Source organism: Leptospira ilyithenensis, from assembly GCF_004771005.1.
Taxonomy (GTDB): Bacteria; Spirochaetota; Leptospiria; order Leptospirales; family Leptospiraceae; genus Leptospira_A; species Leptospira_A ilyithenensis.
In genome coordinates this window covers 67,971-80,306 of sequence record NZ_RQHV01000052.1, presented here as the reverse complement: position 1 = coordinate 80,306, position 12,336 = coordinate 67,971, and the positions used below count along the sequence as shown (strand labels likewise).

The following is a 12,336-nucleotide window of genomic DNA, read 5'->3' as shown; positions in this document are numbered from 1 at the left end:
TTCCCTTCGGTGGCGGAGGCCAGGGACGGCCGAAGCTTTTTCGTCGGAACAGGATGTTCCGCGAAAAAGAGCGAGGAACATTTCACGCTTAAACAGAATCAATTCTGTCTAATTTTTACTCGTTTGTCACATAGACGTAACAGAGAAGGTTTACTTTGAAGCCAGATAAGAAAAAAGGAAAACCCTTTATGAAAGCGAACAACCCTATACTGAACAAAACGGAACGAGTTCTGGAAGTCCGTCTTGCCGAAAACCAATTGGAAATAGAAAGAGCACTCGCTCTTCGTTATGACGTATTCAACCTTGAAATGGGAGAAGGACTCCCTCAATCGTCAGCAACAAGAAAAGACAGGGACGAATACGATCTTTACTGCCACCACTTACTGGTATTTGATAAAACCAATGACAACAAAATCGTAGGAACCTACCGCATCCTAACAAGAGAAAATGCAAAAAAAGGAATCGGATTCTACAGCGAAAATGAATTCGATATCACATCAATTTACAACCTTCCCGATGAGATCGCAGAAGTAGGTAGAAGCTGTGTTCACCCTGACTACCGTGACGGTTCGGTAATCTCTCTTCTCTGGCAGGGTCTTGCTGAATTTATGATCAAGTATGACGTACGTTATTTGATGGGATGTGGTTCCATTCATTCCACAAATGCGGATGTAGCTTCCGAGTCTTATGCATTCCTGAAAGCAAAAGAAGCACTTGCTCCGGAAGAATTCAGAGTGTTCCCGAATCCCGACTATTGCCTACCCGGTTTCAATGTAAATCTTGAGATAGGAGATCCGAAGTCCGTTTCCAAAAATATTCCTCCGCTTTTGAAAGGATATATCCGAATCGGTGCTAAAATCTGTGGAATTCCCGCGCTGGATTCGGTTTTTGGTACTACGGACGTGTTTATTCTCTTTGACCGAAAAGAAATTACGGAGAGATATGCGAAACACTACATGAGTGCATGAGTAAAAAAGAGGAAGTCGATTACCAACACCCCAGTTTCAAAGACCAGGTTCGTTTTTTTTCCCTCACAGCAGTACTTGTTGCTGGGATTTGTCTGGGTTACTTTTACGGGCTTCCTACTTATTTCCTCGGTTGGTGCTCTTTCGCCATAGCCGCTTTTTCCGTTGCAGGAAACGACGCGGTTCAGACCATCGGAACTTTTTTCGAAAGTAAAAAGTCCGTCCACTGGTTTAGAAAACTAATCGTATTTGGTGGACTCTTGATTCTCGTCCATCTTTTCGGATGGTTTCTCCACAAAGGAGAAATTCACTTCCACCGTTTGGATCATTTTCCCGAAACAAATCATTTCAACTTATTTCAATTACTCGCTCCCGTAGTCCTTGTTGTGATAACAAGACTCAGAGCGCCTGTTTCCACCACCTTCCTCGTGTTAGGTTTGTTTGGCGGCAACAACATAGAAAAGATGTTAACCAAATCCTTTCTGGGATACGGTCTTGCATTTTTATCTGCCATAGCGATTTGGGCGATCCTTGCCAAAATAGACCCGCAGGAATATTATGAAGAACATACTCCCGATCCGGTCTCCGAACGAAAATGGTCCCGCCTGCAATGGATCTCCACCATCTATCTTTGGATTGCCTGGCTTTTTCAAGACACTGCCAATATCGCAGTATTCATACCGCGCCATTTGAGCTTTCCCGAGTTCTCTTTCGCCTCATTTTTGTTAGTATTTGCATTGTTCATTATTATCCGGACGAACGGAGGAACGATTCAACAAGTTGTCTCGGAAAAATCGGACATCAAATGGTCCAAGGCGGCAACCACAGTTGATTTTGTTTATGGAACGATTTTGTTTATATTTCAAACCATCAGCCATGTTCCCATGTCCACCACCTGGGTATTTTTAGGATTACTTGCAGGTAGAGAAATCATTCTCAACGTCCTGACCTACAGAGACCTTCCCTACCTGGATACATTCAGAAAAGTCGGCAAAGATGTGGTACTAGCGGCTTTGGGCATTATCATCAGCATCTTTATCATTTATGTTGCAAACACTGTATATCCCGAGGCAAAGCCGATCTACGGGGAAGTTATAAAAAAACAATCCGACCCGCAAGAATCCCCCCTTTAAAAATCCTTTACCTATCTTCCAATTGTCAGGGTAATGTCATTTATGAGACTGATTCTCACCAAATGAGTTTCAGCGGCAACTAGGAGATTTTATGTCAGTAGCACTTATGTTGAGAGAAGGAACGGCGGAAAAACACCAGGAAACGGAACGAGTTCCTTACCTCAGAGCCATCTTTCGCGGCGGACTCGATGCTCAAACTTATACATACCAATTGGAAAGCCTTCGGGATGTTTATAATGTAATGGAAGATCTATTCCGTGAAAACGCAAAAGATCCCATCCTTTCCAAAGTTTATTTCCCTGAACTTTTCCGAACAAAAGCTTTGGAAGAAGACATTCAATTTTTCCAATCCAAATTCGGAACCAAAGTCAAAGGAAAAATTTCCCAAAAAACACAGGACTATATCAATCATATCCAAAGAGTGGCAAAAGAAAATCCTTACTTGCTTGTAGCACAATCTTACGTTCGTTATCTGGGAGACCTCTCCGGCGGACAAGCAATCAAAAAAGTAATCGCAAAAACTTTCGCTTTGGAAGGAATTCCCGGAACAGCTTTCTATGAATTTCCTGAAATCCAAGACCACCAGGCTTTCAAAGGGATTTACAGAACAGCGATGGATACTCTTCCTTTGAGTGATTCCCAAAAAGTGGAATTATTGGAAGAAGCGAAACAAGTTTTCGATCTGAACAAAAATCTATTTGTAGAACTGGAAGAGGATTTGAAAATCAATATCGGTGCTGAAAAATTCCAAGAGTTGATCCCGGTAGGATAGTGACTTTCCCTTATACATTAATCACCCTTGTTTTTCTTTCCATGTTGCCGGTCACGATGATCGTCCCTGTTGTCAAGGACATCATCAAAGACCGGTTACTCGGTTCAAATTGGGAAGTAGCTTATTTTACAAGCATTCCCATGCTCGGTTCGTTTTTATTCGCTCCGGTAGCAGGGATGATTTCAGACAGATTTCGCAATAGAAAGTATTTTATTGCGGCATTTTGTTTTGTAGACGCCTTTTTATTCTACCTTCTCACTCAAATCCATGATATGAATTTATTCCTTCTGGTTCGTTTCTTTGAAGGTGCTTCACATATCTTTATCATAGGACTTTTACTCTCTTCCGCAGCGGACAGAGAAAACGACCCGGAAAACACACGTTACTACGGCAAAGGAATTCTTATGGGAATCACCGGGATGTTTTTATCCTTAGGCGGTGCATTCGGAATGCCTCTTGGGATTTTAGGTAGGAAAAATCCGCTCCTTCCTTTTTACGTAGGTTCAGGGATTTTGGTTTTTGTGGGACTCGTTGCACTTTTCAAGCTGAAAGACACTGGTGTTCATAAACAAAAGGAATTCAAACTTTCTCATCTCAAAACGGCAATCATCGACAACCCTTATCTATACGTTCCGTTCTTATTCAATTTTATAGACCGCTTTACAGTCGGGTTTATCATTTCATCCTTCAATATTCATCTGAGAGAGACCTTGGCATTTCACCCTGGGATTTTAGGAGTATTCTTAGGACTGGTCCTGTTTCCGATGAGTCTACTATCTTACCCGTCAGCATTGATCTCCCGCAAAACAGGCGTTTTACCTCTAGTGTTGGCAGGTTCTTTGATATACGGAATTTTCCTCGGACTTTCGGGAACTACTGACAATTTCTGGCTGCTCTTCACCTATCTTCTGATATGTGGAATCGGTGCGGGAGTGATGTTTGTTCCATCCATGATGCTTGCGAGCAAAATGTCCCGTTCCGGTTTGACTGCTACCACCATGTCCGCATTCACAGGGATCGGATCTCTCGGTTTTATGTTGGGTCCGGTTGTCTCAGTACAAATGGAAGGCGTCTTCAAAGCAAATTTGCCTGCGGAATATTCGTTTCCCGCATTATCTTTCTTTTTCGGATTTTTGGAAATCGGGCTTGTGCTTCTCACGATTCCATTCTTCAAAAAAATCCTGAAAAAAATCAAGATTGCAGAGAAAGAAAGACATGAGATTCCACTTGCCAATTCCACTCCACTTGTCTAATCTTAGAATAGAATTTACATTATGAGGTGAACTGTGAAACGTTCTCTAATCTTTTTTTCTTTTTCTCTAGTCCTGCTAACATTTGTTTCATGTAGCTCCGGAAACAAAGTAACTTCCGACAGCTCCAAAGTGCATCCGCATACGGCGCTCCGCAAATTGGAAATTGATATGATTAAAGTCGGTGATAGTCTGGTTAAAACGGAAGCAGTTCTCGGCAAACCTACTGAAAAATCATCCGATCCTGCCGGCACCGTTCAAGTATGGTGGCTTGCTGAAGACAAAAATGTTCCGGAACAGTATTATACTTTGAAAGAAAAACCGGAAGAAGCCGATGGGAAATTCATCAAATTGATTTTTGATGCTAAAAACAAAATCGTTTCCAAAGATTTCAAACTTTAGTCTTCCGAAGAGTCATCCTCTTCCGATTCCGAATTTGCAGGAAGAGGGAAACCAGGAAAACTAGGTTTCTCTTTTCCTTCCAAATCATCGTCAAACATATCAAAGGTGGTAAACCCCAAAACAAAATCCAACGCTTCCGCGATATTGAAACCTACTCTGGCACCACCGTAAATCCCGCCTACAAATTCGATATTCCACAAAAATCCTTTTGGATACCCGAACGGCTTTTCTTCACCTTTGGGCAAATACATCATCAGATCTTTGTTTCCCGTTTGGTTCACTATATCGAGAGTGAGTTCTCTTTGGAATGTTTCTTTTTTACGTTTTTTCCTCTCACCCACAGGATCATTGAAATAAGAATAATAACGCATTTTATAACTTTTGAGGTTGGCTCTTTCATCTTCCGTCAGTGGAATCCCTTTTTTGTCCACAATCCAATTTCCTTTGTCGTCTAACATAGGAAGACCGGAATGATGACTTTCCCCGCCTAATATACCGAATACGAGCTGTTGGGAATGATAACCGCCAAAGTTCCCTCCGCGAAGTCCGTAACCGCGACCCAAATCCCTTTTGCCCATTTCCGATTCCCCTCCTTGGAAAAGAAATCCGATGGGCAAAGGTCCCAATTTGATGGCGGCACCGTACATGGGTGTTTCCCCGCCTACTGTGACAACGTCTTGCATGTCCTTGCGTCTATTTTTCCAGTAGGTGGCACAATTTGCCAAAAGGAAGAGTAAGAGAATTGGGGTCCAAAATCGCATTCTTTTCCAGTTTTTAAGATTTTCTACTTTTCGGAATCAAAAAAACAACAAGTCTGGGAAGATATGGCAGAGATGATCAAGGAAGATGATTTTCCAATGATAGAAGTGAAAAAAATGAACGAAACGGAAGTTCGTCTATTTGCCCTTCTTTTCAATCTTCTGAAGGAACCGAAAGGGATTTCCTTTCAAAGATTCCGCAAAATCATGCCTCGTTATTATCGAAATGAAGATATAGATTCCGATCGCAAAAAATTATACAGAGATCTGGGCCAATTGAAGTCCATGGGATTCAATATCAAAGTTGCCAATTTCGGATTCCAATCGGAAGATCATTTTCCCTATTATTTGGAAAAAGAATCTCTCGATTCCGTTCTTAAATTTTCCAAAGAGGAATTGGAATTTCTATCACGTAAGCTCTGTGAGGTGGAAAATCAGGACAACGAAACTCTACTTTCCCTTTCTCAAAAACTTTTTTCAAAAAACCTCGAATTGTATCCGAAAGGAATCAAAATCAACAAAAGAAAAAAAGAATCCGATACAAACGAAGAAACCGATCTGATCAAAGTCATCCAAAGCATCAAAGACAAACGGGCTTTGGTAATCCGATACGGTGGAAAAGAAAGAATCATAGAACCTTACAGATTGATTCGAAAAAACTCGGAGGATTTTTACTTATTGGCATACGACCGTAGTCGGAAGAATTTACGCAGATTCATACTTCCCAGAATCGAAGTCAAAAAAGATCTGAGAGAAGATTTTATTTCCAATAAAAAAATCACGGACAAGGATATGAATTTTCATCCGCTCGGCTTTGATGTTCATGAAGAAGAAAAGTTGCAAATCTCTGTTGCAAATCATTATTCGGATTCTTTGGAAACATTTTTAAACGGATACCCCTATTCCCTGGAAGACAACACATTTACAATCCAAACAACCAATCAAGCGGCGCTCTTTCCTTTTTTCACAAAATACCCTGACGCATTGCAAACATCTGCGGAAAATCCGTTTTGTGTTTCCTTTCAAAATCATCTGAAACAAATCCTAGAGACTTACAAGAGTGTCGCTTAATCCCGTTCATTTTCCGATCACCAAATCTCAATTTCTTAATTTTACAAAATGTGTGAATTCGTTTTATATCCTCAACCAAGGACTCATCACAAAACAAAACATCCAACATAGCGGTAATTTGGAATGGAGTGAGTTTCAGGATTTATGCAGATCTTTATTTCCAAACGCAATTTCGATACCGAAATTCTTATCCAAGGAAGACCAACTAACGGAAACTTTGAATGCGATCCGGGAAAGAAAAACAATCTTTCATAGTTTTTTGGAAAATGAAACTTTCTCCTCAGCTATCGAGTGTTTGGTGCCTGAATCGGATTCTTCCGGATGGACGCTCTGGGATTTTCGTTCCGTCGGCTCTCAAAAACAGGATATATTACGATCTTTATACTTCCAAAAAAAATTATTGGAGTCTTTTGGTATCCGAGTTTCGCAAATCAAAGTCATCCGAATCAATTCCGGCTATGTTCACATTTCCGAATCGATAGATAAAGAAAGTTATCTGGTATTTGACGATGTTACCGAACGCATAGAAACGGAAAAAAATAGATTCGACCTGGAATGGAATCTTTTCGAGAATTATAAAGAGAATCCGAACTTTCCCCTGTTTACCGAAGATTTTCATACATGCAAATCACCTAAATCCTGTTATCTGGACAAGGTTTGTTTTCCCGATTTGGATCGAAGGGAAATTTTCGATCTGAGAGAAGGTCATGATCTTGCAAAAAAATACTATCTGGAAGGTTTGGGAAGTTTTCTCGAAATCCCGGAAGAAGAATTGACCCCCGTCCAAAAAATCCAAAAGCAAAGTCATGAAACCGGCAATTTGTACATCGACTTCCCCAAAATGCAGGCCTATTTGGAAAATGTAACTCCGAAGGTCGCCTTTTTGGATTTCGAGTCCGTCAATCCCCTACTTCCTATTTTTACGAACTCCCGCCCTTTCCAACACATTCCCTTTTTATTTTCTTTGCACATCTGGGATTCGGAAACGGACGAATTGACCCATCATACTTATATCCATGAACCGGACGGAACCGACCCGCGCTTATCTATCTTGGAGCATTTGTCAAAGAAACTGCAAGAAGACATAACAATTTGCTCCTTTAATGACTTTTTTGAGAAATTAGTAATCGAAGAAGCTACGCAAGTATATCCTAATTTTATAGAATGGTGGAGTACAATCCGTCCGAAATTTATTGACTTAGCTTTGCCATTTAAAAAATTTTGGATCTATCATCCCAAACAAAGAGGCAAAGCATCCCTGAAGGACATACTTCCCGCCATCACGGAGGTAAGTCATGGGAACCTAACAATCAAAGAAGGACAGGACGCAAATTACCAATTCTTACGATTATTAAAAAAGCACGTGACAGATGATGACAAAAATCGTGTTCTTGGAGATTTATTAAGATACTGCGAAATGGATACTTACGGATTGTTTCTTATCTATAAGAAGTTGAAAAATGAGATCTCGATTAGTTAATGTTAGTAGATATTAAACGTTCTATCACTGGGTTTGCTTTTTCCATGCCCGAAAATTGGGTTCACTCTCTATTTGGAGGAGCTGTTATTTCGAATGAGCAGGTATTGAACGCACAATGCCAGCTAGCTTGCAATTTTGCCCGGTTCCTACCCAAGGTGGAAACTCTGACCGCCCACAAAGCCCGCAAACTTTACGCAGAAAATACCAAAATCTTCGACGAAGCCCCAATTGGGATTTCTCATATAGAAGACAAATTGATTCCCACGCCTTCGGCATCCTTTATCCCCATCCGCCTTTACAACGCACACCCTCAAAAAGGAAATCTCCCCATCGTCATTTACTTCCATGGAGGAGGATTGACCATAGGTTCTCTCGACACCCACGATGCACTTTGCAGACGAATCGCTTATTATTCCAAAGTCATCGTAGTATCTGTAGGCTACCGCCTGGCACCGGAACACCCTTATCCTGCAGCAATTGATGATGCCATGATCGCCTACCAGTATGTAAGAAGCATTGCTTACCTTTTCGGAGGTTCCCCGAACGCCATTGCGGTAGCAGGAGACAGTGCCGGTGGTTTACTGGCAACGGCTCTCTGCATTCGGGCAAAAAAAGAAAAGATGCCGCTTCCTGTTTACCAGGCATTATTGTATCCGGTAACAGATGTTTCTCGGGAATCGGAAACTTATGATACTTATGGGGACAAATTCATTCTCACGAGAAGCACTCTTCGCTGGTTCATTCGAAATTACACACCGGATGAAAGAGACAGAAGATTGACCGTCAATTCGCCACTTCTTTCCGATCCCAAGGATTTGAAAGGACTTCCTCCGGCTTATGTCGCTACTGCAGGATTTGACCCGCTCTCCCACGAAGGAGAGGCCTATGCCCAAAGCCTGGAATCTGCGGGAGTAAAAGTGCAGCACAGACATTTTCCTTCCCTAATCCACGGGTATTTGCATCTGACAGGGATCATCCCTGCGGCAAAAGAAGCGGAAACCGATTTTTTACAGTCCCTCCATTCTTTTTTCGCTACAAGAAAATTCTAAAAATCTTCATTCAAGTATCGACAGGATAGAATTCGATACTATAAAGGACTGTAAGTTTACTTGAGGTACGTCATGATTCATCGTTTGAACGCTTTGTCTTTATCGTTAGTTCTATTCTCCGGGATAACCGTCTCCCTGTTCGCGGAAAGACCTGCCTCTGTGACAATGAAAGATAGAGAGACCCAAAAACATATAGATGCCCAAAGATCTTCCGGATTTTCGGACAACGAAGTGGACACCTTACATGGTTTAGTGGGAGAGCATCTTCGCAAAATGAAAAAACTGCAGGATCTTGGTGTTGATAAATCCGCAGCCCAGTATCTGGCCCATACTCCGACAGAGGTAAAGCCGCTTTATAAAAAAGATGATGCGGGTAAATTATATTTGGAAATCAAACTTCCGCAAGGACAGTCTTATATTGATTGGCCGAAAGTTTACCTTTATGACGGAACTGCCTTTGTTTATCCCAAAGAAGACTTTTCCGACCTGGATAAAATCATTTTGGCATTCAGAAGAGTGAATGCGGACGGAACTATTCATGTGAAGGAAATGCGCAGACTCATCAATCCTAGTCCCAGGGCCGGGAGCCCTGACAAAGATGAAAAAGGGGAAGCAAAGATCGATACAAACTCGGATATCATTTTGGAATATTTTCAAGCGTTGACTTCTGACACTATTTGGCCGAACAAACCTGTGCAAAAGGATCCCGCCAATATCACCATGATATTGAATGACGACAAAGATCCTCTTCCTTATGAAAAACAAAAACATATCATGCTAACTTACAAAAAAATGTTACGTAAGATCAGCAAACATACTTCTCGCAAACTTCGTGATATGGAACTCGATCAAAGACAGTTGGTTACAAAGATTCTGGATTATAACTAAAGACTCGTTAAACGAAACAAACCTTGGGCTTCAGGAATTTGCCTGTTGCCCGCGCTTGATGAGGAGCTGCGATATTGTCTGCTCCTCAGTCACATACTTTCTCTTTAAATAAGAAATCGCATTATTGATAAAAGTTGGTACATTTTTATCCGCGTCCAATAGATCTAGCTTTGTTTGCATCAGCTCGTCTATCGTTGCCAAAGCCAGTCTTCTCTGACTCTGGTGCAGTTCAAAATCGTCTTCTTCTATCTCATTCATTTTTATTCTTGGAAGTTATCGGCAGCTTCAACTCCTCTCTTCTCATTTACGAACAGATTGATAATCAACGATAGAAGATAGAAAAGCGCAACGACTAGGAAAGCATTTCTGAGTGTTACCAAAGTTTGGATAAACCCGAACAAAAATAAGCCGATAGCCGCCGCGATCTTTCCCGACAATCCCCACATTCCGAAAAATTCACCCGACTTGGACTCAGGAGAAAAAATTCCAACCATCGCGCGGGAAGCCGATTGAGTGGAGCCAAGTCCCATCCCTGCCAGGGAAGAAATAAAAACAAACACCCACTGAACCGTCCAGGCTTTGCCCAGAACAGTATTCAAAATCAGAGTGACGTCCTGAACAAAATAAATCAGTCCGCAAACACCCAACCAAAGAACAAGCGTCAGGTTGAACGTTTTTTTCGCACCTATACTGTCCTGGATCACTCCGAACGCAAGGGCACCGATAGCTGCGGAAATCTGAATGAAGATAAACATAACTTGTTTGTGTTGTGCTTCTATATGGATTTCCTGGGAACCATAGATAAAGGCAAAGGAAATCACGATGGCAAGTGCCGCCATAGTAAAGAAAAGAGAAACCAAATAGATCATCAAATCTTTGAATCGACTTGCATATTTCAACGTATTAACAACACGATTGACACCTTCTTTCAGGTAGTTCACCTTGCTGGGAATACCTTTTGGAAGTTTCGGCTCTTTCATCAAAAGAAAAGTAGGAATTGCGGCAATTAGAAAAAAGACGGCAGTATAAGGACCGACCAATTTTAGATTTTCATAGTTTGCTAATGTATAATCGCCGAGAGTGGTTGCAAGTACAACCGATCCGATTCCTCCGAAATATCCGATGCCCCAAGCATAACCTGAGATCTTGCCCAGATCTTCTTTTTCTCCGAGGAAAGGAAGAAAACTCGCCGCGAAATTTTCACCGCTTGCAAAAAAGAAATTGGATAAAGCCACTAGCACGAATCCGAGCCAAACATAACCGGGATCAACATAGTATAACAGAAATGTGGTGATTATACAACCGACATAACTGATAAACAAAAATAATTTTTTAGTGGAAGAATAGTCGGTAATGGCGCCGAAGATAGGTCCGGTCAAGACGACAAACAAATAAGATACTGCAAGTGCCCACGCCCATAGGGAATTTCCAAATTGGAAAGGGTTTGCAGAATTCGGGTCCGACGGTACGACCAATTGGGTGAAAATCTCACAGTAAACTACACTGATAATTACTGTTGTATAGGATGAGTTTGCAAAATCAAACATGCACCATCCAAAGATCTCTCTGTTGCGACTTTTTTTCTTTTCCGGACTGATATCCTTTGCCATAAACTTTTTGGATTTTTCCTTATCTGAAGTAATTAAAGAGTTTCCCTCCCTTTCCAATTTCTGTCAAATGATTAGTGTTGTTGTGGACAGTTTCGATTTAAATTCCCTAATGCGACCCAAACGGGTTTGTCTCTGTAAGATGGTGACGGAAAAAGAATTGGTAGACGCCATCCGAGATGGAGCAAATTCTATGGCAGATATACGAGAAAAAACAAGAGCCACTACAGGTTGCGGCACCTGCTCTCCGCAGGTTTACCAAATCCTTCAGAGGGAATTGCAAATTCTTACCGCAAGGAAACCTGAATGAAACTTTCGATTAATATGGCGATGACTCTGGATGGCAAAGTAGTGCGTCCCGATGGACGTTGGTACGGACTCACTTCCAAAGATGACAAACACCAAATGGATGTCTATCGTTCCCAATCGGATGCATTGATTATAGGGAAAAACTCAATCATCAATGACAATCCGGTTGTCAAAATCAGAGCGTTTCCGAACGTTTTGAACCCTAGGCCGGTCATTTTAGTTAGAAAAGGTTCTCTCCCCATCAACAAACATGTCTTCGAAGAATCCGATCATATACCTCTTGTTATCTGCACCAAAATCAATTTGAAAGAGATCAAAACCGATTTGGAAAACCGAGCGGAGATTTTCGCTTTGGATTCGGAAGATATCGATCCTAAAAAAGTGACAGGGATCTTAAAAAGAAAAGGTTACAAGAATGTACTCTTGGAAGGCGGACCCAAGTTGAATTTTTCCTTTTTGGAAGGAGACTTGGTGGATAGGGTATATATCACAATTGTTCCTTATATCATCGGCAAAAACGGACTCCCCGGGATTGCAGACCAAAGCGTCGAACTTCCCAAATTCGACCAGAACGCTTGGAAATTAGCTTCTTCCATCACCAAAGGAAACGAAATTTTTCTTACTTACGAAAAATAATCAGGCACTTAAGAAT

Annotated in this window: 14 protein-coding genes; 11 read left to right on the top strand and 3 right to left on the bottom strand. The window is 41.4% G+C overall.

Annotated features, from left to right (window positions below; translation table 11 throughout):
- Positions 1-188: 188 nt before the first annotated feature.
- From EHS11_RS12730 to EHS11_RS12710, 5 genes are all read left to right on the top strand, one after another.
- Positions 189-968, top strand: coding sequence for a GNAT family N-acetyltransferase (locus EHS11_RS12730; protein ID WP_135764793.1), 780 nt, complete (start codon positions 189-191; stop codon positions 966-968).
- A complete protein-coding gene (locus tag EHS11_RS12725) occupies positions 965-2,098 on the top strand; it encodes a hypothetical protein (protein WP_246047855.1) in 1,134 nt (377 codons plus the stop codon). Before EHS11_RS12730 ends, EHS11_RS12725 begins: the two co-directional genes overlap by 4 nt.
- 91 nt (positions 2,099-2,189) lie before the next feature.
- Positions 2,190-2,870, top strand: coding sequence for a biliverdin-producing heme oxygenase (locus EHS11_RS12720; protein ID WP_135764792.1), 681 nt, complete (start codon positions 2,190-2,192; stop codon positions 2,868-2,870).
- Positions 2,870-4,123: an MFS transporter gene (locus EHS11_RS12715; RefSeq protein ID WP_135764791.1), complete on the top strand. Its 1,254-nt coding sequence runs from the start codon at positions 2,870-2,872 to the stop codon at positions 4,121-4,123. Before EHS11_RS12720 ends, EHS11_RS12715 begins: the two co-directional genes overlap by 1 nt.
- Positions 4,124-4,156: 33 nt before the next feature.
- Positions 4,157-4,522, top strand: a complete 366-nt coding sequence (locus tag EHS11_RS12710; RefSeq protein WP_135764790.1) for an LIC13410 family lipoprotein — start codon at positions 4,157-4,159, stop codon at positions 4,520-4,522.
- Here EHS11_RS12710 and EHS11_RS12705 read toward each other — a convergent pair.
- The gene (locus EHS11_RS12705) at positions 4,519-5,283 is read right to left on the bottom strand and encodes an LIC13411 family adhesin (protein WP_135764789.1); all 765 of its coding nucleotides are present in this window, start codon (positions 5,281-5,283) and stop codon (positions 4,519-4,521) included. The two genes, EHS11_RS12710 and EHS11_RS12705, sit on opposite strands and share 4 nt — an antisense overlap.
- A 63-nt stretch (positions 5,284-5,346) precedes the next feature.
- Here EHS11_RS12705 and EHS11_RS12700 point away from each other — a divergent pair, with 63 nt between their 5' ends.
- The 4 genes from EHS11_RS12700 (at position 5,347) to EHS11_RS12685 (ending at position 9,768) form a co-directional block, all read left to right on the top strand.
- Positions 5,347-6,351, top strand: a complete 1,005-nt coding sequence (locus tag EHS11_RS12700) for a helix-turn-helix transcriptional regulator (RefSeq protein WP_246047852.1) — start codon at positions 5,347-5,349, stop codon at positions 6,349-6,351.
- A complete protein-coding gene (locus tag EHS11_RS12695; protein WP_135764788.1) occupies positions 6,341-7,831 on the top strand; it encodes a DUF2779 domain-containing protein in 1,491 nt (496 codons plus the stop codon). The genes EHS11_RS12700 and EHS11_RS12695 overlap by 11 nt, the downstream gene beginning before the upstream one ends.
- On the top strand, positions 7,831-8,880 hold the full coding sequence (locus EHS11_RS12690) for an alpha/beta hydrolase (protein WP_135764787.1): 1,050 nt from the start codon (positions 7,831-7,833) through the stop codon (positions 8,878-8,880). Before EHS11_RS12695 ends, EHS11_RS12690 begins: the two co-directional genes overlap by 1 nt.
- Positions 8,881-8,952: 72 nt before the next feature.
- Positions 8,953-9,768 (top strand): LIC13212 family protein, encoded by an 816-nt coding sequence (locus EHS11_RS12685; protein WP_135764786.1) that lies wholly within the window; start codon positions 8,953-8,955, stop codon positions 9,766-9,768.
- Positions 9,769-9,798: 30 nt separating this feature from the next.
- On the opposite strand, the gene EHS11_RS12680 is transcribed toward EHS11_RS12685, so the two are convergent.
- The gene (locus EHS11_RS12680) at positions 9,799-10,026 is read right to left on the bottom strand and encodes a hypothetical protein (protein ID WP_135764785.1); all 228 of its coding nucleotides are present in this window, start codon (positions 10,024-10,026) and stop codon (positions 9,799-9,801) included.
- A 2-nt stretch (positions 10,027-10,028) separates the two neighbouring features.
- Positions 10,029-11,378, bottom strand: coding sequence for an MFS transporter (locus EHS11_RS12675; protein WP_135764784.1), 1,350 nt, complete (start codon positions 11,376-11,378; stop codon positions 10,029-10,031).
- On the opposite strand from EHS11_RS12675, the gene EHS11_RS20415 reads away from it, so the two are divergent.
- Both EHS11_RS20415 and EHS11_RS12665 read left to right on the top strand, forming a co-directional pair.
- Complete coding sequence (locus EHS11_RS20415; RefSeq protein WP_342775452.1) at positions 11,314-11,685, top strand: (2Fe-2S)-binding protein; 372 nt, start codon at positions 11,314-11,316, stop codon at positions 11,683-11,685. The two genes, EHS11_RS12675 and EHS11_RS20415, sit on opposite strands and share 65 nt — an antisense overlap.
- Positions 11,682-12,320 (top strand): RibD family protein, encoded by a 639-nt coding sequence (locus tag EHS11_RS12665; RefSeq protein ID WP_135764783.1) that lies wholly within the window; start codon positions 11,682-11,684, stop codon positions 12,318-12,320. Before EHS11_RS20415 ends, EHS11_RS12665 begins: the two co-directional genes overlap by 4 nt.
- The last annotated feature ends 16 nt before the right edge of the window (positions 12,321-12,336 follow it).

What these genes read in the sequence shown, in the direction of transcription:
- EHS11_RS12730 (WP_135764793.1), top strand. Translation starts at nt 189, where the DNA reads ATGAAAGCGAACAACCCTATACTGAACAAAACGGAACGAGTTCTGGAA.
- EHS11_RS12725 (WP_246047855.1), top strand. Translation starts at nt 965, where the DNA reads ATGAGTAAAAAAGAGGAAGTCGATTACCAACACCCCAGTTTCAAAGAC.
- EHS11_RS12720 (WP_135764792.1), top strand. Translation starts at nt 2,190, where the DNA reads ATGTCAGTAGCACTTATGTTGAGAGAAGGAACGGCGGAAAAACACCAG.
- EHS11_RS12705 (WP_135764789.1), bottom strand. Translation starts at nt 5,283, where the DNA reads ATGCGATTTTGGACCCCAATTCTCTTACTCTTCCTTTTGGCAAATTGT.
- EHS11_RS12700 (WP_246047852.1), top strand. Translation starts at nt 5,347, where the DNA reads ATGGCAGAGATGATCAAGGAAGATGATTTTCCAATGATAGAAGTGAAA.
- EHS11_RS12690 (WP_135764787.1), top strand. Translation starts at nt 7,831, where the DNA reads ATGTTAGTAGATATTAAACGTTCTATCACTGGGTTTGCTTTTTCCATG.
- EHS11_RS12685 (WP_135764786.1), top strand. Translation starts at nt 8,953, where the DNA reads ATGATTCATCGTTTGAACGCTTTGTCTTTATCGTTAGTTCTATTCTCC.
- EHS11_RS12680 (WP_135764785.1), bottom strand. Translation starts at nt 10,026, where the DNA reads ATGAATGAGATAGAAGAAGACGATTTTGAACTGCACCAGAGTCAGAGA.
- EHS11_RS20415 (WP_342775452.1), top strand. Translation starts at nt 11,314, where the DNA reads ATGCACCATCCAAAGATCTCTCTGTTGCGACTTTTTTTCTTTTCCGGA.
- EHS11_RS12675 (WP_135764784.1), bottom strand. Translation starts at nt 11,378, where the DNA reads ATGGCAAAGGATATCAGTCCGGAAAAGAAAAAAAGTCGCAACAGAGAG.
- EHS11_RS12665 (WP_135764783.1), top strand. Translation starts at nt 11,682, where the DNA reads ATGAAACTTTCGATTAATATGGCGATGACTCTGGATGGCAAAGTAGTG.